Consider the following 25,388-nt stretch of genomic DNA (forward strand, 5'->3'; position numbering starts at 1 on the left):
AAAACTTAATTCCTTAATGGTTCAACTAATTTTTTCAATTGGGCAATCGTACTATTTTTTGATCTTCAAAATACTGTTTCAATGCTATCAAAGCCGCGATTTCTGCTTCTTGCGCCATTTGGTTTTTCAATACATCGGTATTGTAATATTTCTTAACAAAATGCGTGTCAAATTTCCCCGAACGAAATGCCTCATGCTCAAAAACAAATTTTCCGAAAGGCAAAGTCGTCTGTACGCCTTCCACCTGATAATTCTCAATGGCTTTAATCATCAGCTGTATTGCTTCTTCACGAGTATTTCCGTAAGTAATTAATTTGGCCAGCATCGGGTCATAATAAATTGGAACATCCATGCCTTGCTCAAAACCGTTATCGACACGAATGCCTTCGCCAACAGGCTGCTGATACACATCCAAATGCCCCACACTTGGCAGAAAATCATTCAACGGGTCTTCGGCATACACACGCAATTCCAAAGCATGCCCCTTTATTTTCAAGTCTTCCTGTTTTATTGATAATGCTTCTCCCCTTGCCACTCTAATTTGCAGTTCGACCAAATCGGTGCCTGTAATCAATTCCGTAACTGGGTGTTCCACCTGCAAACGGGTATTCATTTCAAGGAAATAGAAATTATTATTTTCGTCCAATAAAAACTCTACAGTTCCTGCGCCTAAATAATCACAGGATTTTGCCACCAAAACCGCAGCTTCACCCATTCTCCTACGCAATTCCGGAGTCAAAACGGCCGAAGGCGCTTCCTCAATCACTTTTTGATGACGGCGCTGAATACTGCATTCTCTTTCAAACAAATATAAAATATTGCCGTGGCTGTCTGCCATTACCTGAATTTCGATATGTCGCGGAGAAGCCACATATTTTTCGATAAAAACCGATCCATCGCCAAACGCAGCTACTGCTTCGCTTATGGCGCGATTCATTTGGGATTCAAAATCAGCCTCGCTTTCTACCACGCGCATTCCTTTTCCTCCCCCGCCAGCCGAAGCTTTAATCAAAATAGGGAAGCCAATTGCTGTAGCCGTCTTTTTTGCTTTTTCGATATCAGTAATGGCTTCGTCTATACCAGGAACCATCGGGATATTATACTCTTTTACAGCATCTTTCGCTGCTAGTTTGCTTCCCATAATTTTAATGGCGTACGATTTTGGCCCAATAAAAATGATGTTATTTTTCTCGACTTCTTCAGCAAAATCGGCATTTTCGCTCAGGAATCCATATCCTGGATGAATAGCATCTGCATTCAAAGATTTGGCCACCTCAATAATTTTGCTTCCCGACAAATAGGATTGGTTAGAAGGAGCTTCACCAATCCAAACCGCTTCATCGGCAAATTTTACGTGCGGTGCATTCCTGTCGGCAGTTGAATAAACGGCTACCGTTTTAATTCCCATTTTCTGTGCGGTTTTCATCACCCTGATGGCGATTTCCCCTCTATTGGCAACTAATATTTTTTTCATATTTTTCAATAAGATTAAAAGAATAAAGAAAATAGAATAAAGACTGTTTTCCGCTAGAGAAGAGATCTTACAACTTAATTCATATGCCTTTTCTCTATACTCTATTCTCTTTTTTCTATACTCAATTTTCTATTCGAATTCAATTAATAACTGCCCTTTGTCCACTGCATCTCCTGTACTCACCGCAATGGATTTAATAACTCCATCGCGAGGCGACAGAAAACTGTTCTCCATTTTCATAGCGCCAAGAATGATTAGATTATCATTTTCTTTAACAGTTTGCCCAACAACAACACTAATTTCCAAAATTAATCCCGGCATCGGCGCTTTGATAGCATTAACCTGTTTGGTCAACCCCGCTTCAAATCCCATTTCCTTGATTAAAATATCCAAAGGATTAGATATTACAACAGTATAATTGGTGTTATTTACCTTAACCGTATAGCTTTTGTGATTGAAATCTGAAGCGATTATTTCCGTTTTATGAGGTGTGTTTTGATGCAGTACATGAAATGCGTTCATTTCCGTAGGCACAGCATCCAATTGAGAAATACTTTCCTTTTCAAAATCAAAATGAAAACTATCATTTACAGTTACTTTGTAATTTGAACTCATTATTTACTCTTTTTTTAAAGTAGTAAAAATAGGAAAAGAAAACGTTTTCGTAAACAAAAAAATTAAGTTGTGGACAAAATCATCCGAAGAATCAAAATCAGGGCGTGCCTCCATTAGAGAAATGGCCAACTCTACTTTGTGCATATACGACCATTTCTCTAATGGAGTCGGGCTATCCCATGCTACTTTGGTAGCTTATTACTATCCCTCACGCAAAACCAGAACAATTAATTTAGAAAGATACTATTGATAAATTCAATTTGTTTTCAATTGAATCGTGTACCTTCATTTTTACATTTGAAATAATAGTACGTTAGTCTAAGTAAAAAATATAACCAAAAGTCAGCCAAACCTGCCAGTCGTTGTATTTATTTTCGGTATAAATTTCTTTATTGGGATTTAATCCATCCACCCAATCAGAACCAAAATACTGAAGGCGGGCTTCAATCAATAAATCTGATAAAGCGGTTAATTTGTAACGGGCTCCTATGCCGGAAACAATAGACCAGGTACTGCTGTTTTCCGAAGAAAAACCATAAGGATGTCCATCTGAAGGAACTAGATATTTTGGAAAAGTTGTTTTTGAAGTCCCTAATTCTCCCATTGTTGAGGAGGAATTTGCGCTATAAAAATTATATTGAATCCCTAAGCTTATGTAAGGAGAAATTCCTCCAATAGTATATTCAAAATCGTGAATTCTGCTAAGTGGAAAATATTCTAATTGTGCACCTAAATTTAGAATAGATGATTTACCTTCCATCGCCCTTAATTGCTGTTTTCCTATACTATTACCATTTTCAGCCCATTTGCCAAAATGATTCAATGTGGTTTTATTAAAAGATAATTCTGATCTCACTTTAAAATGTTCTTTGAAATACGCACTGCTCATCGATTTGGATGAAAAATTTATATAATGCACCAAACCGATAGCGAAACCAGCATTCCCGTAACTAGAGGAATTATCATTTCTTTGGCCATAATCCGATTTCATAAAACTAGAGCCAAAAAAACCGCCTACTTCATGAGCTACTGAAGATTGAGCAGCAGATGAATTAAGGAAACCCAAAAAAACAATAAAAACACAAACAAAATTTTTGGACATTCGGGGCTAATTTATTATCGGTATAATTCTAATCTGTAGGTATTTAGTTCATAAAGAAGAATGAATTTCAATCTGCAAATAGAACGACTTAATAACGTAATAAAAATTAAACTCGTTTAATGGGTATTTTTATAGTTCAAATGCATTTTTTTCAATTAGACAGATGTATAATATTACAATACACTGACTGTCAGCGACATAAAATAGTTGTTATTTTGTAATTACTTCTGTACAACTGCAATTTTTTCTGTATTACAAATCCAAAGAGAGAAAAGGATAACGAATAGATTTGTTTAATTCCTCGAGGGCAATCAAAACGAAAAGAATATATGAAATAACTATATGAAGACAAAAAAGTAAAATGTTTCTCTTTAGCCCGATTGCTTCGCTCGTGTGAAGTGAAAATCCTTATATGCCGTCTCGTCCCAAAAGACGAGAGGCTTATAAGATTACTTCACTATACTTTTATTTTTATAGGAGTTTAGTAAACTTCGTTTGTAACGGAAAGCGGCACCTCTGTTTCTATAAATACCCGAATGCTGTTGCTCATAAAAAAACCAATATTTGGATGAAGAAAATCACAAAACCAATAGTCCAAATTCTCTCAAAGTATTCACTGGTTTGGAGTACCAAAAGAGTTCGAAATCTTCCAATTGGGTTTCAAAATCGGTTTTTACTTCCTGAAATGAATAGGTTTTACTATTCGAAACCGAGAGTTTTTGAAGCATTTCTACAAGCCATTCCCCTTCAGTTTTATTGGTCTGAATAGTGAAGCTTTCTTTTTTGTCATGAAAAGTAAGCGACATCATTTCCCAAGAGTTTCCTTTTTTGGATTTGGTAAAATGTTCTGTAACAGGTTTTCCTCCTAACCAAACAATTTTGGCAGTTGGTTTTATATTAAAATTGGTTTCTTCCTGCAGAGCGTCAAAAATAAAATCGGCACCAATTTTCGTCTTTGGAATTTTGAAATCGAACCACTCCTGCAGTTCATAGTCAAAACAGATCCCGTGCATAAAATTGAACAGCGATTTCTTGAGCCCGAAGCTAAATTTATCGTGATCGATTCCCGTTGAATCGACAAAATTAATATCGTTATTGGCAAAAGTCCCAATGGTTTCCGTTTCTTTTACGGCTCCAAACTGCTCGGGAAACATTCCTACTGGACTGTGTGCTGTCATTGCAAACTGATGCCAAAATCCCGACTGCAATACGCCCGCTTCAAACAATTGCCGCACCATTTCGAGGCTGTCCACCGTTTCTTGAACCGTTTGCGTTGGGTAACCATACATCAAATACGCATGTACCATTACGCCTGCTTCGGTAAAATTGCGGGTAACTTTAGCCACTTGTTCAACTGTTACACCTTTGTCTATCAGCTTTAACAATCTATCCGAAGCGACTTCGAGACCGCCCGAAACCGCAATACACCCCGAAGCTTTGAGTAACAGACACAAATCTTGGGTAAAACTTTTTTCGAACCGAATGTTTGTCCACCACGTAACTGCCAGTTTTCGTCGAAGAATTTCGAGTGCCAGCGCACGCATCAATGCCGGTGGCGCCGCTTCGTCCACATAATGAAAACCAGTTTCTCCCGTTTGGGCTATCATTTCTTCCATTCGGTCACACAGCAAACCCGCAGCGACAGGTTCGTACACCTTTATATAATCTAAAGAAATATCGCAAAACGTACATTTTCCCCAATAACAGCCATGTGCCATCGTGAGCTTATTCCAGCGTCCATCGCTCCACAAACGGTGCATCGGATTCACGATTTCGATAACCGAAATATATTTATCCAAAAGCAAATCCGAATAATCTGGCGTTCCTACTTGCGATTGCTTGTAATCGTGCTGCGACGAATTATTTTTGTAAACTACTTTTCCGTCTTCAAGAAGAAAAGTTCGCTTGTATGAATTGTGATTTGGATTTTCAATATTGGAAATTAATTCTTCAATTGGCGTTTCTCCGTCATCCAAAGTAATGTAATCGAAAAACTCAAAAACTCGTGCATCCGAAAGCGAACGCAATTCAGTATTTGGAAAACCTCCACCCATCGAAATTTTGATATTAGGATAGTGTTTTTTCACCCATTGTGCAGAACGAAAAGCAGAGTATAAATTTCCAGGAAATGGAACTGAAATCAAGAATAAAGTGGGCTGAATCGTATCAATTCTCTCTTTCAGAATCGAAAGCAGAATCTCGTCTATATAAGTTGGTTCTTGTTGTAACGCTTCGTACAATTCATCAAAAGAATTCGCACTTCTCCCCAATCTTTCCGCATAACGGCTGAAACCGAAATTTTCGTCAACACATTCTACTATAAAATCAGAGATATCTTCAAGGTACAAAGTAGCCAAATGCTTGGCTTTGTCCTGCGTACCCATCGTTCCGAAAGCCCAATCGAGTTCTTCCAATTGTGCAAATCTCGAAGCTTCCGGCAGGAAATCTTCTTGACAAATTTGAAGTGCCAACGTTGGATTTTTCCCTTGCAAAAAAGAAATAACCGAATCGATGGTTTTAATGTATTCGTCCTGCAAAGCGAGAATTCGTTTGCAGTTGTCCGTTGTTGGTTGTTGGTTGTTAGATTGAAATAAACTCTTCAGCCCTTCTTTCGAAAATAATTTCAAAATCACTTCAATCCCTAAATCTGCCTGAACTGATTCAATGTTTTTGGTATTCAGAAACCCTTTGATATAAGCCGTTGCCGGATACGGCGTATTCAGTTGGGTAAAGGGAGGCGTGATGAGGAAAAGTTTTAGTTTCAAAAGTAAAATTGTTTTTGTGCAAAAATAAGGGATATTTTTAGTTTCTCTCCATAAAAGCGTATAGTTACTTTTCTATTTGTTTATTTATCCCAAAATAAGAATTGAATTAGATAATTTGTAAAGATTTAAATACATTTACAAAGTCATCCAAATTTGCATAAAGTGAACTTAAAATTACTTTTCTTTTCAGTATTAATTGCTATTTCTTCATTTGCCCAAAATAAAAACAAAACTATTGGTTTTAAAGAAAACAAAGGTCAGATTATAGATCAAAAAGGCAAACCTAACAATGCCGTAAAATATCTTTTAAATTAAGGCGGATTGAATGTTCAGCTGAGAAAAAATGGTTTTTCGTATGATGTTTTTGAAGCAAAAAAGCATCCTATTAATCATTCTCACGATGAAAAGAAAAAACCTTTGCCATTTCCATCAAAAGACAATGAAAACCTTCCCGATTATACAATAGAATATCAGTATCATAGAATTGATATTGATTTTGTGAATTCAAATCCAGAGGTAGAATTGATTACCGAAGAAAAATCTTTGGATTATGACAATTACTATAATATCCCCAACAAACCCGAAGGTGTCTTGATGGTACACCAATACAAGCAAATTACCTATAAGAACATTTACCCTAACATTGATGTGGTTTTTTCGATACCAAAAGACACTTTAAAAACTGTAGAATACAATTTTGTGGTACATCCAAAAGGAAAAATATCTGATATTCAATTAAAATTTAGCGGAGCCCAAACGGAATTAGTAGACAATAAAATCCGAATGAGTGTTCGCTTCGGAGAAATGGAAGAAACTCTGCCAATGAGTTGGACTGAAGATGGTTCATGTAAAAAGGAAATTGCTGTAGGTTATGCTAAAATCAAGAAGAATGTTTATGGATTTGCGAGTTCTGAAAATGTTTCTAACAAGACGATGATTATTGATCCGGTACCAACACGACTTTGGGGGACTTATTATGGAGATGAGACAGATATACATTACATCCTTGGCCATGTTAGTCTCACTACTGATTATTCAGGAAACGCATATATGGCAGGTACAACAACTGCTTCTAACTCATCATACGCAACTACAGGGGCGCACCAAACGTCAATATCACCTTCTTTTTATGGGAGTGCAAATGGAATAATTGTAAAATTTAGCCCTAACGGAAATCGCTTGTGGGGAACATATTATGGCGGTCAAGGGCATAATTCCATAAGTGATATAAAAGTTGATTCTCAAAATAATGTTGTTATATCAGGATCTACTCTAGCTAAATCAAACATAAGTACTATGGGTTCATACCAACCAAATTTAATAGGTGGTGGTTATGATGCTTTTTTAGTAAAGTTTAATGATTTAGGCATTAGACTTTGGGGAACTTATTTTGGTGGATATGGTGGCGATTTTGCTAGTTCTCTGGATATTGATAAAAACAATAACATATATATAGCAGGAAACACCTCAAGTCAATCAAATATTGCAATAAATAGTAATTTTCAAACACAACTAAATCAAACAACTGGCTTTAATACTGATGGATTATTAGCTAAATTTGATGCTGGAGGAAATTTAATTTGGAGTACCTATGTAGGTGGAGAAAATGAAGATAAATTAAACACAATCGTAGTAAAAGATAATTATATAATTACTGGAGGGACTACAAAAAGTTATAATAATATTTCTACACCTGGAGTTTTTCAACAATCACATGATCCAATAGCCCTTTTAGATGGTACAGTCTATAAATTTTCTCTTGATGGAAAACGAATTTGGTCAACTTATTATGGAGGTAAACAAGATGATTATGTAAATGCCATTGAGGCTGATGATGACGATAATATATACCTTGGAGGAGAAACAGCAAGTGATAATAATATTACAACACCAAATAGCTTTGACAGTACTAATCCATTTTCTCGAGGTTTTTTTGCTAAATTAAATAGCAATGGAGAAAGAATTTGGGGATCCTATTTGGAAGCTGCGCTTGTTTATTCACTTATTTTTAGAAATAATTCAATTTATGTTGGAGCTACCAATGAAGGATATTACAATCAAAAATTAACAAATTCTTGTTCTTACAAATCTAGACAAAATATTGATGGATATATTGCTAAATTTTCTAAAGACGCAGACTTTATTTGGGGAACGTATGTAGGTGGAAAAAGTCCATTTGAGACAACAAAAATAGCATTGGACAATAATAATATGATATTTGTTAGTGGTATTTCTTCTCAGAGCAATGACATCGCTGATAGTAATTCTTATCAACCGAATGTTTTAGGATCATTTGACAACTATTTTTTAATGAAGTTTTCGGAAGAAAATTCATGTAACATTAACATAACACCTAAGAGTAATTCCCCTGTTTGCATAACAAATACGCTATCATTTAGTGATGTCCCATCAGGATATCACTATGATTGGACAGGTCCAAATGGATTCACGAGTAATGTTCAGAATCCAACAATCAGTAATATTAACACTACAAACAGTGGATTATATACTTTAGTTGTTAGCGACGGGAGTAATTGTGGATGTAAAATGACTTATAAACTGGATGTCATTGTAGGAGATATAGAAGCTCCTATTCCCAACCTCACAAGCCTCCCTACAATCACAGGAGATTGCCACACCTCAATAACAACAATTCCAACCGCTGCGGATGCCTGTGCAGGGGCAATTATAGCTTCTACAGCAAATCCTCTTTCTTATAGCTTGCCAGGAACTTATACTATTATTTGGGATTATGACGATGGTAATGGAAATATATCGCATCAAAACCAGACTGTTACAATTAGCAGTAAACCATTGCCAATAGTTACTTCCCCTCAAACTTTCTGCATTCAAGAAAATGCAACTTTAAACGATATTACAATAACAACAGTACAAAACATTAAATGGTATGACCAATTAACTGCTGGAAATCTATTATTAAATACAACTTTACTAGAAGACAGTAAAACGTATTATACATCACAAACCATAAGTGGCTGTGAAAGCGAAAGAGTTGAAGTTGCTATAAAAATTCAAGATACTCCAGCTCCAACTGGAGATGTAAAGCAAACTTTTTGTTCAGATCAAAATCCAACTATAGCAAACATGGCAGTAATCGGACAAGATATAAAATGGTATGATGCAACACCCAATGGAAATATTTTACTAAGCAGTGTCTCTCTACAAAATGGAACGACTTATTATGCTTCGCAAACTCTCAATTCATGTGAAGGTGAAAGGCTAGCTGTTACTATATCTATCCAAAATACGCCTGCAGTTCCTACGGGAGATGTAAAGCCAAAATTCTGTAAAAGTGAAAATGCTACTTTTAACAATATCAATATTACTGGAGAAAATTTAAAATGGTATGATTCTAATACGTCTGAAAATCCTTTAGCAAATAATACTTTAGTACAAAATAACACAACTTATTATGTTTCTCAAACCATTGGCTGTGAGAGCGACAGACTAACTGTTTTAGTAAATGTCTATGACACTCCATTACCAATTTCAAATACCTCTAAAACTTTTTGTATTGATGAAAATGCTACATTAAACAATATCGCAGTTACTGGCGAAAACTTAATTTGGTATGATGCTCCATCTATAGGTAATGTTTTGGCAACTACAACAATTCTTGAAAACAAAACGTATTATATTACTCAGACTAAGAATAACTGCGAAAGTGAAAAACTTCCAGTTGTTATAAAAATTCAGGACACTCAACCTCCAATTGGAGATACTAATCAGAGTTTCTGTATCCAACAAAATGCTACAATCAATACTATCAAAATTAATGGACAAGATATAAAGTGGTACAATGCAGAAACAAATGGAACAAATCTATCTGAATCAACTCCGCTTGAAAATGGTATTACTTATTATGCTACGCAAACCATTAATGACTGCGAAAGTCAAAGCACTCCCATAACTGTTCAAATTCAGCAAGCCACAACTGCCGATTGCATTAATTTTGTAGATGAGCTTCCGTTTCCTAAATTCTTTACCCCAAATAATGATGGACATAATGATAATTGGACAATTGAATTTGCCTATTTAGCACCAAATACCGGAATTAAAATCTTTGACCGTTATGGTAAACTGATTAAGATATTAAACATAAATCAAGTTTGGGATGGTACTTTTAATGGATATAACCTGCCTTCGAGCGATTATTGGTTTGTAGTTACACGCTTAAATGGAGCAGAATTTAAAAGCCATTTTAGCTTGAAGCGATAAACATTTGCATAAAAAAAGCCCATTATTGGGCTTTTTTATAAAATACAATTCCTCTATTTAACTTGAATCAAAATCCATTTGGAGATTTCCTCCAAGGCAATTGGAGAGAATGTCTGCTCAATAGTTCCATATTCTGCTGGCAAACCCGTTTTGCTTTCTTGAAACAAATGGTTCAAATTCGGTAAAACCTTGGTTGTTGCTTTTGAATTTCCTCCTTTCGCTAATGCTTTTTTAATTGCATCCAAATTTACATCGGCGGGAACCTGCACGTCTTTATCACCGTTAATTGCTAAAACTGGGCATTTTACTTTTTCTAAAGCGGATGCTGGATCAAATTTCAAGAAATAAACCATCCAGGGGCTAGTAATTTGAGCAGTTACTGCACTTATCTGCTGTTCATTCATCTTTTCTCCAAATTGAAGTTTCAAATAACTGTTGATTTTAGCATTTAGAGTATTATCGTTTACAGATGAAGCTAAAATAATATCATAAGCGCCTTTAAAAATTTCCTGCCCTTTTTGAATTTCATTTTCGGGAACTCCCATTTGGCGTTCGATTTTTTCTTTTTGCAAAAGCATCAATTTATCACCACGGATTCCTGTTCCAGCCAATAATACTATGAAATCTACATCTTTTGAATTTCCTGCAACAATGGGTGCAATTACACCGCCCTCACTGTGACCGATTAATCCAATTTTGGTTTTATCGATTTCTTTTCTGGTTTTCAAATAATCGGCTCCTGCCTGAACATCTTTAGCAAAATCCGAAGTGGTTGCTGTTTTGAAATCGCCTGTTGATTTTGCAACGCCACGGTCATCAAATCTCAAAACTGCAATTCCTTTTTTAGTCAAATAATCGGCTAAGACCAGAAAAGGTTTGTGCCCAAATATTTCTTCGTCCCTGTTTTCTGGACCGCTTCCTGTAATCAAAATTACAGCAGGAAATTTACCTTCTTTACTAGGCAAGCTTAAAGTTCCTGACAAAACATTTTTATCAATTTTGTTTTCAAAAGTAACTTCTTCTGTATAATACGGAAACGGAGTTTTCGGTTCTTGAGGCCTTTCTGCTTTGCTTTTTTCTGCTATTCCTCTTGACATATCCAGCACAAAAGATTGACCGCCTTGCTTAAAATTACCAGCAATTGCATTATCCTTTAATGCTCCTTCATAAGCAATTGCTACACTTGGAATTGCTAACTTCAAAACTGAATTTTCGAAACTGGTTGCCGTTACTGGAATTCCTTTGGCTCCCTGATCAGGACTGTCCATCGTCGAAGTGTAACCATTTTCATTTTTACTGATATTAAACACAACTCTTAATTGCCCTCCCGGAACTTTTAAAATTCCATTCCATTGTCCTGTAATTTCTTGCCCGAACATCGTAAAAGAGACCAAAACTACTATTAAAAAAAATACTGCTTTCTTCATTTTAGTTGATTCTATTTTTAAATTAAAATTGTAATTAAATTGTTAAAAAATTAAACTCAATTGTTATTTCTTTTCCTTTTTTGGATGATGGCAAAAAAGCTAAATATCTCCCTTTAGCCCCGGTTGAAGTGGAAAGCCTTTTGTGCTGGGGTTCAGCACAAAAGGTTGTAACGAAAAACGGGACGATGCTGGAAAAAAGAGCCAAATCATTCTGCTCCAAATTACTAATCGAAACGGTTATTTACTTTTTCTCTATCTCCTTAAACTTTATATAAGAATACACAATGGGGATTATTGCCAAAACAACAACAAGGGAAATGAAGACAATTGAGAATGAATTATTTTCAAAAATCAATCCTCCCAATACGATTGCAAACCCACCAATAACCCAAAGTTTACCAGCAAAAACATGGGTAAATTTCCAAACTTCATTATTTTCTAATGTCCAAGGAGTGCGTATCCCGATGAAATAATTGGGCTGAATTACTTTGAAATAATTGCCCAACACTAAAAACAAAACTCCGATAATGATATAGATTAAATTAGGACTGGAAAAAGACTGATTCTTCGTAGTGAAAAGGATAAAAAGAGCCAGCATCGACGTGCATAAAACAAGAAAAAACTTCAATTGATAAAACTTCCCGCCCATTAAAGCAATTCTTTTTTTAGGATCAATTTTTGGAATGACAAGCAGTAAAATATATGTCAAAACAGGCAGGATAAACAACAATCCAACGAGGGAAAACTTATCACCCCAGCGATCAGCCTCCCCTTTGTAATTCCAATGCGTTGGGACTTTTTCGGGTAATGTATTCCAAATAAAAGCCAGATAAATAAAGGGCAATAACACAATTCCAATGATGGGAAGTTCTTTTTTAAAAGTTGAATTCATTGTTTTATTTTTTAAAAGTTAAAATCCATTGCAACACATCTTCCATAATGGTCGTATTAATGGAATAGAAAATAAATTGTCCTGATTTTTCGGCAGTAATCAAATCGGCTCGTTTCAAAATATCCAAATGATGAGAAATACTTGGCTTTGACATATTGAACTGATCGGCTATTTCTCCGGCAGACAGGCTTTTTGTTTTCAAAAGCTCCAATATTTCTCTTCTCGTGGCATCATTTAATGCTTTAAATATGTCGTTCATTATTTAAAGTATTTATATATTTAGACAAATGTCTAAATATATTTTTGAACAGCCAAATTTATTTATGAAATCTATAAAACAAAAAAGAGCTGCAAAACAATTTTGCAGCTCTTTTTTATACACTATCCTTGGTTAATCTAAAATTTGTGTTCCTTTTTACTAATTGCCAATAAAGCAAATAAAGAAATACAGGCTGCAAAGATGAGATAGAACCCAACATAAGTCAAACTGTACGTTGATGCCAGCCAAATGGCAATCATTGGCGCAAAAGCTGCTCCAATAATTCCTGCCAAATTAAAGGTTAATGAAGCACCCGAATAACGAACTACAGTAGGAAATAATTCGGATAAGAATGTACCTAAAGGCCCGTAAGTAAATCCCATCAAAGCCATTCCTGTACACAAAAAGAAAGTTACCATTACCGTACTTCCGGAATTTAAAAAATAGGAAAAGAAAAAACCAAAAAATGCAATGGCTGTCGTAGCAATAATCAGCATTTTACGGCGTCCGATTTTATCAGCAACTACTGCCGATATTGGAATAAATAAGGCAAAAAACAATACCGAAAACAGCTGAATCAATAAGAAATCTCTTTTCTCGTAACCCAAATCGGATGTAGCCCAACTCAATGTAAATACGGTCATTAAATAAAACACCAAAAAAGTGGTAATAGATGCCAATGTCCCAAAAAGCAATTGATTTTTATAGGATTTAACCAAAGTAAGGAAAGGAATTTTAACTTCCTCATGCTGTTTTTTTGAATTTTCAAAAGAAGGTGTTTCGGTAATTTTAGTTCGGATATAAAAACCCACTACAACCAAAAGTGAACTGGCAATAAAAGKAATTCTCCAGCCATAATCCATAAAATCCTGACTGCTCATTGAGTCGGTTAACAGCAGGAAAGTCCCTCCAGAAAGCAACAGGCCAATAGGCGCACCCAATTGCGGAAACATTCCATACCAAGCACGTTTGTTGGGCGGTGCATTTTCAATTGCCAATAAAACAGCACCTCCCCACTCACCTCCCAGCCCAACTCCCTGTCCAAATCGGCACAGCATCAATAACAAAGGAGCAACAACACCAATACTGGCATAACCTGGCAAAAATCCAATAGTCACTGTCGAAATCCCCATAGTCAGCAAAGCAGCAACTAAAGTAAATTTACGTCCGATTTTGTCACCATAATGCCCAAAAAATGCTGAACCCAATGGACGAGATATAAAGGCTATCGAAAAAGTAGCCAAAGATTGCAATGTTGCCATCGTTGTGTCTGAACTTGGAAAAAACAACTGTGGAAAAACCAATACTGCTGCATTGGCATAAATATAAAAGTCAAAAAATTCGATTGTGGTGCCAATTAGGCTTCCAAAAAGAACATGTTTCAATGAGTTCTTTTTATTCTGGTCTTGTTTCATGCGGTTTTGATATAATTTTTTAAGAAAATAGGATGTAAAAATGAATCTTATTTTTGAATGTGGCAAATATTTGTTTTTAATATTTAAACCATAATTTTATTTAAACAATGAAAAAAACAGGACTTCATTTTGTCAAATAAATAAATCGATACCTAAAAAGAACAAAAACTTGGTGTTTTGTTAAAAAAAATGTAAAATTACAAAAAAATTAACGATACCTTAATAATCCAATAGCCTCAAATTAATTTTGAAAACACAACGTAACCATATTTACATTTCAGATGATTTCACATTGTGGAATAATTTGAAAGCTGGTGATGAAAAAGCTTTTTCGACACTTTTTGAAAAATACTATTCAGATTTAGTACGTTATGGCAATTCTTTGTGTTCCTATGACGATAGAGTACAAGATTGCGTTCAGGATGTCTTTACCGATATTTGGGTGTATCGGGAATCCCTTTCCCCTAACGTTATTATAAAAGCCTATTTATTATCCAGCGTTCGTAAAAGAATTGCACGATTGTACCAGCGCGATCCCTTTTTTAAAAAAGAAAGCAATATAGAAACTACTGAATTCTTATTTGATTTCTCTATTGAACAGCAATTAATTGATGATGAAATTACAGCCGAAAAAGTGTCACAGCTCAATATGCTGATTAACAACTTACCATCAAGGCAAAAAGAAGCTTTATATCTGCGTTATCATCAACAATTAACAGTAGAGCAGATTGCCGAAATAATGGCTGTGAATTACCAGTCTGCAAACAACATTTTATATAGAGGAATACAGAACTTGCGTAAAGACTGGAAAGAGAATATTTTAATAATTTTAATACTAGCTTCTTCATCTACATAGGGTTTTAAAATATTTGTTTAATATATTTTAAAAAAAATCATAATTAGGTGAGTATATAATAAATAAAGTGTCCTTATTGCTTTTGTAACCCTTACTATAAAGATGCAAAAGCGAAATAAATATACACAGATAGAAGACTTTTTAAGTGATGATTCCTTTCGTCAATGGATTCTGCAAAATAAAAACAATTCCAACTGGGAGAATTGGACACTCGAAAATCCTGAAAGAGCAAAATTAGTAGAAGAAGCCCGTTTATGGGTTCTTGCTACCAAAGTCGAGAAAACGCAGATGTTATCGGCAACTGTGGAATCGGCCTTAGAAAATACTTGGAAAAAAATTGCTCTTAAAGAAGCTGCTCTTAAAAATGTCCAAAATCCAAAAACTAAAATCTGGAATAACAATTGGTTTAGGTCAGCAGCCGCTGTTCTGGTAATAGGACTTGCTTTTTCTTGGGAATATACCAACTATTTTGAATTAACTGATGACAACCCTGTCTACAAAGAACTTCTTATAGAAAACAAAGAAGGATTAGTTGAGGAGACAAACAATTCCAAAAATCCTCAAATCATAACACTCTCTGATGGAAGCTCTGTTTTGTTACAGCCTAAAAGCAAACTGAGCTATCCTAAAATTTTTATCGGAAATGAACGGAAAGTGTATTTATCAGGTGAAGCTTTTTTTGAAATAAGTAAAAATAAAAGAAAACCATTTTTTGTTTTCGCTAATGAAATTGTAACCAAAGTCGTGGGAACGAGTTTTAGAATTTGTGCATTTGAAAACCAGCCTAATGTCGAAGTAGTAGTCCGTACGGGAAAAGTAAAAGTTCACTCAAATGACCAAGCGTCCAAAACTTCATCTGAAGAAGTTATTTTATTGCCTAATGAAGCTGTACGCTTCGTAAGAGAAACTGCCAAGTTTGATAAAATAACAGATGTCACAAAAGATATTGTTCTAAAACAAACCGCAAAACCCATAGAACAATTAAGTTTCGATTTTACAGACACGCCTGTTAGCCATATATTTAAAACAATCGAGCAAGCCTACGAAGTAGAGATTGATTTTCCAAAAGAAAAATTAAAAAATTGTCACTTAACCACTTCATTGATCGATCAGCCTTTACCCGAAAAATTAAAGATCATCTGTAAAAGCATTGGGAATAATACTAGTTATGAAATGAACGGAAACCAGATTATCATAACATCCCAAGGATGCAATTAAAACCCAAGCCTATGTAAAAAAAATGTATTTAAAGACAAAAAAGCGCCAAATATGCTGTAACACATTCGACGCTAAGTTAATATCAAAAAGCTTTCTGTAAAAAGCATTTTGGTAAGTTTTTCAGAACACCCGTTTAAAAAGTATTAATCAAAACTAAATCAAAATTATGAAAAAACCTGTTGTCAAACAACGATTACTCTATCGAATCATGAAAATAACACTCTTTCAGATCGTATTGGCTTTTGTCTTTTCGACTGTTGTAATGGCCAACAGCGTCAAAGGACAGAAAAAACTAGATACAAAAGTCACCATTTCGATTACCAACTTGAGTTTATCTAATGCATTATCTAAACTTCAAAAATCAGCTAACGTGAAGTTTTCTTACAATTCAAGAATAACCCAACTTAACCAAAAAGTGAGCATTAATGCTAACGATGAAATACTCTCCAGTGTTTTAAACGAAATACTTTTACCGTTAAACATCAGTTACTCTGAAATAAGCAATCAGATTGTGCTGCAGACTATATCTGCTAAAGAACCTGCAAATTTTAACCTTTTGAGTTCATTAAACTCAAATTTAATTGCTGCTACTATTGTAAAAGGAAAAGTAATAGACTCCAATGGCAATCCGTTACCAGGAGCTTCTGTATTGGTAAAAGGAACTAAAGCTGCAGCATTAACCGACTTTGACGGAGGATTCTCGATAGAAATACCTGCTGGCAGTTCAAAAATTGTGATTAGTTACATTGGTATGCAAACCAAAGAAATTGATGTGACTAACGATTTTATCACTGTGGTTTTATCTGAAATAGGACAAACTCTTAACGAAGTTGTTATTACTACCGGATATGAAAAAACCTCAAAAAGAACTTTTACAGGTGCAGTCAGCAAAATTACTGACAAAGAACTAAAAGTAGATGGAGTAGTTGATGTAAGCCGAATGATTGAAGGTAAAGCAGCCGGGGTAACGGTACAAAACGTTACCGGTACCTTTGGTACTGCACCAAAAATTACGGTACGCGGATCTTCATCAATTTTCGGAGACACAAAACCGCTATGGGTTATTGATGGAGTTGTACAAGAAGATATTATCAATCTTTCATTTGCTGATCTAGCTTCAGGAAACTCAGAAACTTTATTAAGTTCATCAATTGCGGGTTTAAACGCTAACGATATTCAAAGTATAGAAATCCTTAAAGATGCGTCGGCGACTTCTATTTACGGCTCAAGGTCTCTAAATGGTGTTGTTGTTGTTACTACCAGACAAGGCAGAAGAGATTCACCTTTAAAAATAACTTACTCATTAGAGCAATCCCTTAGAACTGTTCCAAATTATGGACAATATGACATTTTAAATTCTCAAGAGTCGATGAGCATTTTTAAAGAAATGGAAGCTAAAGGATATTTAGATTTACCAACAACGGTAAATGGCAGATATGGAGGCGCATATAATATTTTAGGAAGAGCAATCAATACGTATGTTCCAGAAACTGGCGGTTATTTAGTAAATAATGACCCTGTAAGCCGTAATAATTTCCTAAAAAAATATGAATTAGCCAATACAGATTGGTTCAATATACTCTTTAGACCATCAATTACACAAAATCACTCTTTAAGTTTTGCCGGAGGAGGTAAAAACAACACCTTTTATGCTTCATTAGGCTATTACAATGATCCAGGATGGACTATTGCCGATCAAGTAAACCAATTATCATCAAATATCAAAGGAACGTTCTTTGTAAACGATAACTTAAATATAACCTTATCAACTCTAGCTTCTGTTCGTAATCAAGAAGCTCCTGGAAGTTACGAAAGCGAAAAAGATGAAGTTTTTGGAAAAGTTACCAGAGATTTCGACATCAATCCTTTCAATTATGTTTTGAATACCAGCAGAACACTAAGACCTTATGATGATAATGGAAATTTAGAATACTATAGAAACAATTGGGCTTCGATGAATATCCTAAATGAATTGAAAAACAATTTTATGGAAATTGAAGTTAAAGACATTCGTTTTCAACTCGATTTAGATTATAAAATTAATTCCAAACTAGCCTATAATCTAACAGGATCCGGCCGTTACGCAAACACAAGCCGTGAACATAAAATATTAGAGAATTCAAATGTTGTGGGCGCTTACAAAGCAGGAACTCCTGATGGCGAAGATGGTGTTAACACATTAGTTAGGGATGAAAATATCTTTTTATATCAAGACCCTAATGACTTAACCGCTCCTAAAGTTTCGGTTTTACCCAATGGCGGTTTCTTGAGAAAATTCACAAATGATATGACTTCTTATAATCTTAGAAATAGTATTACCTACAGAGATATTTTCAAAGAAAAACATGAATTAGAAGGTTTCTTCGGGACTGAAATGCGCGTTGTAGACAGAAACAGCGATAATTTTACTGCAGCTGGACTTCAGTATGACCGAGGCCTTACCGCTTTTACTGACCCAAGAATTATCGAAAAAATAATTAACGGAGGCGATTCTTATTATGGATTTAATGTAGAAAAAGAAAGGACGGTAGGTTTCTTTGGTAAAGTTGGATACACTTATAATCGCCGCTATACTGCTTCTTTAACAGGCCGCTATGATGGATCAAACAGACAGGGAAATAGTGGTTCATCGAGATGGCTACCTACTTATACTTTTAGTGGAAAATGGAATCTTTCTGAAGAAAATTTCATGAAGAATGTTGAATCTGTAAACAATTTAAGCCTAAGAGGTTCTTACGGACTTACTGCAACTGCCGGACCTGCAACAAACTCACTGGCAATTTACAAAAGTTATATTACTGATCGTTTTAATATTGATGATAGAGAATCAGGAATCCAAATTGATGAATTACAAAATGGAGCATTGACTTGGGAGAAACAATTTGAGACTAATATAGGTGTTGATTTAGCAATGTTTAATAACAGAATACAATTTACAACAGATGTTTACAGCAGAAAAGCATTTGATTTAGTGGATTATGTTATTACCTCTGGAATTGGAGGACAAAGAATAAAACAGGGTAACAATGCAAATATGGAAACCAAAGGTCTTGAAATTGGTTTTACTACAAAAAACATTAATAATAAAGATTTTAAATGGTCTACAACATTAAACTTTTCAATTTATAATCAAGAGATTACAAAATTAGAAAATAAGCCTACTGCTTTCGATTTAATCGATGGCAATGGTGGCAATACCGTTGGACACCCAAGAAATTCGATTTACTCATACCAATTTACAGGCTTAAATAATCAAGGCTTACCAACTTTTATCATGCCTGAAGGAGAAACAGATAATATAACAGGAGCTGATTTTCAAGATAATCAAGATGTTACTAAATATTTAAAATACGAAGGCTCTATTGAACCAAATAAATCTATTGGTTTAGCAAATACATTTACCTATAAAAATTGGTCATTATATGTCTTTTTCGTTGGATCTGGAGGAAACAAAGTACGTCTAAATCCTGTTTACGATAGTACTTATGATGATTTAACAGTTTTTACTAAAGAATTTACTAACCGTTGGATTAACCCAGGAGATGAAAATTATACAGACGTACCTGTTATTGCAGACAAACGACTGAATTCGAATTACGGAGGATCAAGAACACTGGCAAGAGCTTATAATACTTATAACTATTCAGATGTTAGAATTGCAGACGGCGATTTTGTAAGATTGAAAAACATATCATTGAGTTGGGAATTCCCAAAAGATTTGAAGAAAAAATTAGGCCTTAGCACCTTTACTTTAAGAGGTTCATCTGTTAATCCTTGGCTAATCTATTCTGATAAAAAATTAAATGGTCAAGATCCTGAATTCCGCAATACTGGAGGTGTTGCGATGCCGGTTACCACTCAATATACTTTTGCCATAAACCTTTCATTATAATATTATAAATTTATGAAAAACTTAAAAATAACACTATTACTTCTAATGCTTGCAGGTGTTAGCAGTTGTGATGATTTTCTTTCTGAGAAACCCGACAATAGAACCGAAATAAATACTCCGGATAAAATTTCTGAAATTTTAGTTTATGCATATCCTCAGATGAGTTATTTTGATATTGCCGAAACAATGTCTGATAACGTATTTGATAGCGGTCTGCCAGAAACATTACCAAAAAATGAGCAAAACTACAATTGGGAAATTCAAACAGAAACCAATAATATTGACACCCAAGCCTACTATTGGGATGCTTGCTACAGAGCTATTGCTCATGCAAATACAGCACTGCAAGCAATTGATGAATTAGGAAATCCAAGCAGTCTAAATCCTCAAAAAGGAGAAGCATTATTAGCAAGAGCCTATTCGCATTTTATGTTAGTGTCTTTTTGGTCAAAACGTTACAATCCAGCTAATGCAAGCTCAACTATAGGCATTCCCTATGTAACAAAACCTGAAACCGAGCTGCTTCCTCAATACAAACGAAACACAGTTCAAGAAGTTTTTGACTTTATTCAGAAAGATATTGAAGAAGGGCTGCCATATATAACCAATGGGTATAAAGAACCAAAATTCCATTTTAATAAAGATGCTGCCAGAGCATTTGCAAGCAGGTTTTATTTAATAAAAGGAGATTGGAACAAAGTAATTGAATTATCAAAAGACTTAGGCTCTAAACCAGTTGGAAAACTAAGAGATTTTGCATCCTATGATTTAATGAGTGCAGATGAGCAGCGTGTTAGCTATGCCAGCAGTGCAGCTCAAACAAATTTATTAATTGTATCGGCAAATTCAATTGTTGGAAGATCAGCCTCCCAAAGTAGATTTTATCTGTCGGGTGCTAGATATCAAGAAATTTTAGGCCCCAGCACAAGTCTTTTTGGAAAAAGCTGGCTGTACAATTTTTATTCATACAATAGTAGCACAACTGTATTTCTTCCTAAATTCTATGAGTATTTCAAGTATACAAATGTAACAGCTGGAATTGGAGAACCTTATGTCGCTGAAGTTTTACTAAGCAATGATGAGTTTTTCTTAAATCGTATAGAAGCTCATGTTATGGCTGGACAAATAAGTTTGGCAAATGATGAATTGGAATACTTTTTATCAACTAGAACAGTAGGATACAACGCCACTACGGATAAGCTAACCGAAGCTAAAGTTGTTGCGAAATATCCTGTAGTTGCTGATGAGTACACTCCGTTTTATACTATGACTCCAGTACAAACGTCTTATATAAAAGCAATTGCCGAAACAAGACGCAGAGATTTTATACACGAGGGCATGAGATGGTTCGATGTAAAACGTTTTAATATTGTTGTTAATCACGAAATTAATAACAAACCAACCAATATTTTAGTCAAAGATGATAATCGCAGAGCCTTACAGATACCTCTTCATGCATCAGGTAATGGCATCGAATTAAATCCTAGATAATTTTTAAAAGCAAAATATCATGAAAATAGTAAACTATAATAAAATAGCAGTTTTGTTTTTGACATTGGCAGTTCTTGCTTCTTGTTCCAATGATGATCAAGTAGGCGAAAGTCAGCTTGATTATAATCAGCCAACAAAAACTGCACTAGATAATTGGATAGGTATAAATTATCTAAACCCATACAATATAAATGTCCAATATAAGTGGAATCAAAATACGGTAGATAATAGCCGCTATTTGTTTCCGCCATTAGTAAGCAGCGTCCAGCCAGCACTTGAGATAGTTCAAAAAATATGGCTTGATAGCTATAAAACAATCGGAGGGGTAGATTTTGTAAAAAAAATTGCTCCTCGAGAAATTGTTTTGATAGGAGGAGTTAATTTAAATAGTGTAGGTACTAGAACCTTAGGATTAGCAGAAGGAGGACAGCGAGTAACACTTTTTGAAACTGATTATATAGACAAAACAAATCGAGCAAATATAAAAGAGTTTATACACACCATTCAACACGAATATATTCATATTTTAAATCAGAATAAACCTTTTGATGAAAAAGCTTGGGCCGCAATTACTCCAGTTGGATATACTGCCGATTGGTACAATTATACAAATGCTTCCTCAAATGAATTAGGTTTCATTACTAGTTATGCGAGATCTAATATTAATGAAGATTTTGCCGAAACAGCATCTGTTATATTAATCAGCTCAAAAGCTGAGTACGCAGCTTTCTTGGCAGGAATTAAAAGCGCGACTGCACTTGCTGCATTAAAAGCAAAAGAAGCATTAGTTGTAAAATATTTTAAAGATGCTTTTGATATGGATTTTTATGCTTTGCGTGATGAAGCTGAAAAAAACACGAATGCTGTTATAAACTAATTAAACACCGATAATTATGAAAGCACAAAATATATATAAATATCTAATTATAGGTTTTATAGCCTTACTACTGGTAGCTTGTACTAATACAGACGCTGAGCAAAAATTCGAACAAACACCAACTGAACGGTTAAATTCGCAGAAAAAAGAATTAATCGACATTCTTCTTTCTTCAGAAAATGGCTGGAAAGCAGTTTATTTTACTGATAATACCGTTTTAGGAGGCTATACTCATTTAATCAAATTTGCACAAGACGGAACTGTCCAAATGGCTTCTGATTTTGATGACGATACTGCTGTTTATAAAAGTGAATATGATATTCAACTAGGAAGTACGGTAAGTTTGGTATTTACTACCAAAAACAGAATCCATCTTTTATCAGATTCTGACGACTATCCAATTCCTACACTGCGAAGCAAAGGATACCTTGGCGATTTTCAGTTTTTATATTATGGTCAAGAGAATGGCGAAATTATTTTTAAAACCAACAGAAGTAATCAAGAGCTGCGCTTTGTAAAGGCTACAGCTCAAGATTGGACTGACTTGCATAAAAATATAGATATGATCGCCAATGTCGTTGGAGATCCCTCCAGACCACTCTTTAGATTACTTGAAACTAATGATGGTAAAACAAAACACCAATTCGATTTTAGTTTTTCTGAGGTTACTCGTTTTGCTGAAGCAAATTCTGTCGAGACAGGTTATTCGGTAACCTATGATATGGGAATTGGTTATTCGCCAACAGGCATTGTAGTTAGCCCAGCGGTTGAAGTTGGAGGTGAAAAGCTATCCGTTTTTGTCTACAAAGATTCTGACGGAAGTTTTACAGCAACAGGTACAAACGGTGTAAGTGCAACTATTAAATATTCAAATAAACCTTTGGTTCTGACTGATGATTATAAAATTCTTTTACCTTTAAATGCAAATGTAGTATATGGGCATGACAGATCTATACTTGAATTAGCTCCAACAAATTCCCTTTTATTTATTTCAATTTTTAAAACCATTGAGTCCACTTTGGCGGTCGGATCAAAGTTGACCAGAATACAGCCTTGGTTTAATACTCCTAATGGGAGCTACGTCGAGTATAGATTTGTTAGTTCAACAGGAGCGACAACAAGAGTCTATCATTATTTTACGCTAACAAGTGATGCTTCAAACAAAACTATAACCTTACATCCTACAACTATTTGGAAAAAGGGATCAACTTTTGCGAATGCCGTTACTATATCAGCTGAAGCAAATTTGAAAGACTTAGATGATAATTTAATGAATCCAAAAGGTTTATACTTTAAAAGAGAAAACTTTACAGTAGGCGCAAATAATGCTGTTTTTACTTTCACAAGTACTGATAGCCCTTTTAGAATGACAACTTGGGCTTTTCAATAATAAATTAACATCGTTTATGCTAAAATATAATTGAATAAAAATTGGATTATATTGAATGCCCATACGATATTATACCAGAACGATTGGCTTAGAATATAATCAGTATTGGTATAAAATACCTAATAAAATTTATGCCTATCCGTAGCCAAGATTAATAGAGTTCACAAGCTTTATTGATCAGTGAAATCAGTAGAAGAAAAAACAACTGATACATATTTTACGGATAGTCTTAATAACATATATAATAACTACTTGGAAACATAATCAATTATTTTTTGAAGAAAAGCAGTTCAAAATTGAATTGCTTTTCTTAATTGAATTTCAAAAAAATAATCATCAATTTTACAGAAAATTCATTAAATTAATTAATTATTATTAAGATTATTCTTTTTTTTTATTCATATATTTATAATATTTATTAACAAACAAAAAACATCTCTAATGCGCCTTTCAGTCAAATGAAACTGAAAATTTACCTGTACGGATTTATAACAGTATTGATTATGATAATTTTTTATTCCTGTTCTACTACTGAAGATGAATCTATAAATAAATCAGGAAATGCTGAAGCTAAAAAAGAATCAGGCAAAAATGAAACTTTAGATAAATCAGAAGTTGCAATTTCGGATTATGATACCGGGAATGTAAATTCATTTTCGCAACAAACTTTCACAATTGCCGAAAGTTTACAAGTAGCATTAAACAAAAATAATTATGTAGGATTTAATAATGAAGCTATTCAATTGGTGAATGCGGCAACAAACGAAAATGATCTAAAATTTGCATTTGAGAGAGCGGGAATAGCAAATAGTCAAGAAGTTATTGATTTACTGAAGACTATGGTCACAGCACAACAAGATTTTATTTCTGAAAATCCAAACTTTTATAATTTACCTATAGAAACACGAATCGAAGTACTAAATGCCAGTCTTGAACTAACTAGAAGCACTTATATTTGGAATACACCATTACCAAATATAGCACAAGTTGTTCCTGACACTAAGTGTGGATGGCTCCTTACAAGAAATTGGAATAGATGTAATGAAGATTTTGCAGGATGTGCAGTAGGTGCTGTTATTGGTGCTGCAGTAGGGGGGCTGTTTCCAGGCTTAGTCGCTGCAGCAGGTTGTATTTATACAAAAGTAAATTGTCAGAACAGAGCACAGGAAGACTATACAGAATGTCTAACAGAAATAATAGATGGTGTGCCACCACCAACTGGAGAATTAACGTTACATTGCACTGATGATATACTGGCAACAGTAGATAGTTGTTGGACAACAGACTCCAATGGCAAATATGTTGGAAGAGTTAATTAACAACAAAAAGAATAATTTTATAATATGATAAGGAAACATATTACGCCAATAAAAATTATTTCCTCTTTATGGGTATTACCTCTTATATTTATTCCAAGAGAATATAGTGAATATTCGAGATATTATTTATACGGGTCCATAACAATAATGTTCCCAT

17 protein-coding genes are annotated in these 25,388 nt (G+C 34.5%); 9 read left to right on the forward strand and 8 right to left on the reverse strand.

Going from position 1 to position 25,388, the window contains the following annotated elements; genetic code table 11:
- Positions 1-34: 34 nt before the first annotated feature.
- From accC to AC1DVP_RS08515, 4 genes are all read right to left on the reverse strand, one after another.
- Entirely contained in the window at positions 35-1,474 is a 1,440-nt protein-coding gene (accC, locus tag AC1DVP_RS08500) for an acetyl-CoA carboxylase biotin carboxylase subunit (protein ID WP_477183065.1), read from the reverse strand.
- Positions 1,475-1,603: 129 nt separating this feature from the next.
- A complete protein-coding gene (locus AC1DVP_RS08505; RefSeq protein WP_477183066.1) occupies positions 1,604-2,089 on the reverse strand; it encodes an acyl-CoA carboxylase biotin carboxyl carrier protein subunit in 486 nt (161 codons plus the stop codon).
- 313 nt (positions 2,090-2,402) lie between these two features.
- Positions 2,403-3,191, reverse strand: a complete 789-nt coding sequence (locus tag AC1DVP_RS08510; protein ID WP_477183067.1) for a THC0290_0291 family protein — start codon at positions 3,189-3,191, stop codon at positions 2,403-2,405.
- 578 nt (positions 3,192-3,769) lie between these two features.
- The gene (locus tag AC1DVP_RS08515) at positions 3,770-5,956 is read right to left on the reverse strand and encodes a B12-binding domain-containing radical SAM protein (protein WP_477183068.1); all 2,187 of its coding nucleotides are present in this window, start codon (positions 5,954-5,956) and stop codon (positions 3,770-3,772) included.
- Positions 5,957-6,118: 162 nt separating this feature from the next.
- Between AC1DVP_RS08515 and AC1DVP_RS08520 the strand changes: the two genes are divergently transcribed.
- Both AC1DVP_RS08520 and AC1DVP_RS08525 read left to right on the forward strand, forming a co-directional pair.
- Complete coding sequence (locus tag AC1DVP_RS08520) at positions 6,119-6,271, forward strand: hypothetical protein (protein ID WP_477183069.1); 153 nt, start codon at positions 6,119-6,121, stop codon at positions 6,269-6,271.
- Positions 6,272-6,277: 6 nt separating this feature from the next.
- Positions 6,278-10,195, forward strand: a complete 3,918-nt coding sequence (locus tag AC1DVP_RS08525; protein ID WP_477183070.1) for a DUF7948 domain-containing protein — start codon at positions 6,278-6,280, stop codon at positions 10,193-10,195.
- A 53-nt stretch (positions 10,196-10,248) separates the two neighbouring features.
- On the opposite strand, the gene AC1DVP_RS08530 is transcribed toward AC1DVP_RS08525, so the two are convergent.
- The 4 genes from AC1DVP_RS08530 to AC1DVP_RS08545 all read right to left on the reverse strand — a co-directional run bounded on the left by AC1DVP_RS08530 (position 10,249) and on the right by AC1DVP_RS08545 (position 14,188).
- Positions 10,249-11,622, reverse strand: coding sequence for an alpha/beta hydrolase family protein (locus AC1DVP_RS08530; RefSeq protein WP_477183071.1), 1,374 nt, complete (start codon positions 11,620-11,622; stop codon positions 10,249-10,251).
- Between the two features lie 241 nt (positions 11,623-11,863).
- Entirely contained in the window at positions 11,864-12,514 is a 651-nt protein-coding gene (locus AC1DVP_RS08535; protein ID WP_477183072.1) for an SdpI family protein, read from the reverse strand.
- A gap of 4 nt (positions 12,515-12,518) precedes the next feature.
- Complete coding sequence (locus tag AC1DVP_RS08540; protein ID WP_477183073.1) at positions 12,519-12,773, reverse strand: autorepressor SdpR family transcription factor; 255 nt, start codon at positions 12,771-12,773, stop codon at positions 12,519-12,521.
- A gap of 137 nt (positions 12,774-12,910) precedes the next feature.
- Positions 12,911-14,188, reverse strand: a complete 1,278-nt coding sequence (locus tag AC1DVP_RS08545; RefSeq protein WP_477183074.1) for an MFS transporter — start codon at positions 14,186-14,188, stop codon at positions 12,911-12,913.
- A gap of 247 nt (positions 14,189-14,435) precedes the next feature.
- On the opposite strand from AC1DVP_RS08545, the gene AC1DVP_RS08550 reads away from it, so the two are divergent.
- The 7 genes from AC1DVP_RS08550 (at position 14,436) to AC1DVP_RS08580 (ending at position 25,231) form a co-directional block, all read left to right on the forward strand.
- Entirely contained in the window at positions 14,436-15,044 is a 609-nt protein-coding gene (locus tag AC1DVP_RS08550; RefSeq protein ID WP_477183075.1) for an RNA polymerase sigma factor, read from the forward strand.
- 102 nt (positions 15,045-15,146) lie between these two features.
- Positions 15,147-16,262, forward strand: a complete 1,116-nt coding sequence (locus AC1DVP_RS08555) for a FecR family protein (RefSeq protein WP_477183076.1) — start codon at positions 15,147-15,149, stop codon at positions 16,260-16,262.
- Between the two features lie 166 nt (positions 16,263-16,428).
- Positions 16,429-20,154, forward strand: coding sequence for a SusC/RagA family TonB-linked outer membrane protein (locus AC1DVP_RS08560; RefSeq protein ID WP_477183077.1), 3,726 nt, complete (start codon positions 16,429-16,431; stop codon positions 20,152-20,154).
- A 12-nt stretch (positions 20,155-20,166) separates the two neighbouring features.
- On the forward strand, positions 20,167-21,645 hold the full coding sequence (locus tag AC1DVP_RS08565; protein WP_477183078.1) for a RagB/SusD family nutrient uptake outer membrane protein: 1,479 nt from the start codon (positions 20,167-20,169) through the stop codon (positions 21,643-21,645).
- Between the two features lie 19 nt (positions 21,646-21,664).
- Positions 21,665-22,522, forward strand: a complete 858-nt coding sequence (locus AC1DVP_RS08570) for a substrate import-associated zinc metallohydrolase lipoprotein (RefSeq protein WP_477183079.1) — start codon at positions 21,665-21,667, stop codon at positions 22,520-22,522.
- A gap of 16 nt (positions 22,523-22,538) precedes the next feature.
- Positions 22,539-23,912: a DUF4302 domain-containing protein gene (locus AC1DVP_RS08575; protein WP_477183080.1), complete on the forward strand. Its 1,374-nt coding sequence runs from the start codon at positions 22,539-22,541 to the stop codon at positions 23,910-23,912.
- 458 nt (positions 23,913-24,370) lie between these two features.
- A complete protein-coding gene (locus AC1DVP_RS08580) occupies positions 24,371-25,231 on the forward strand; it encodes a hypothetical protein (RefSeq protein WP_477183081.1) in 861 nt (286 codons plus the stop codon).
- Positions 25,232-25,388: the final 157 nt, after the last annotated feature.

The organism is Flavobacterium sp. P3_A6, assembly GCF_056403035.1.

Bases quoted from the DNA above. Each gene is read 5' to 3' on its own strand.
- accC (WP_477183065.1), bottom strand. From the start codon at position 1,474: ATGAAAAAAATATTAGTTGCCAATAGAGGGGAAATCGCCATCAGGGTG.
- AC1DVP_RS08505 (WP_477183066.1), bottom strand. From the start codon at position 2,089: ATGAGTTCAAATTACAAAGTAACTGTAAATGATAGTTTTCATTTTGAT.
- AC1DVP_RS08510 (WP_477183067.1), bottom strand. From the start codon at position 3,191: ATGTCCAAAAATTTTGTTTGTGTTTTTATTGTTTTTTTGGGTTTCCTT.
- AC1DVP_RS08530 (WP_477183071.1), bottom strand. From the start codon at position 11,622: ATGAAGAAAGCAGTATTTTTTTTAATAGTAGTTTTGGTCTCTTTTACG.
- AC1DVP_RS08535 (WP_477183072.1), bottom strand. From the start codon at position 12,514: ATGAATTCAACTTTTAAAAAAGAACTTCCCATCATTGGAATTGTGTTA.
- AC1DVP_RS08540 (WP_477183073.1), bottom strand. From the start codon at position 12,773: ATGAACGACATATTTAAAGCATTAAATGATGCCACGAGAAGAGAAATA.
- AC1DVP_RS08555 (WP_477183076.1), top strand. From the start codon at position 15,147: ATGCAAAAGCGAAATAAATATACACAGATAGAAGACTTTTTAAGTGAT.
- AC1DVP_RS08560 (WP_477183077.1), top strand. From the start codon at position 16,429: ATGAAAAAACCTGTTGTCAAACAACGATTACTCTATCGAATCATGAAA.
- AC1DVP_RS08565 (WP_477183078.1), top strand. From the start codon at position 20,167: ATGAAAAACTTAAAAATAACACTATTACTTCTAATGCTTGCAGGTGTT.
- AC1DVP_RS08570 (WP_477183079.1), top strand. From the start codon at position 21,665: ATGAAAATAGTAAACTATAATAAAATAGCAGTTTTGTTTTTGACATTG.
- AC1DVP_RS08575 (WP_477183080.1), top strand. From the start codon at position 22,539: ATGAAAGCACAAAATATATATAAATATCTAATTATAGGTTTTATAGCC.
- AC1DVP_RS08580 (WP_477183081.1), top strand. From the start codon at position 24,371: ATGAAACTGAAAATTTACCTGTACGGATTTATAACAGTATTGATTATG.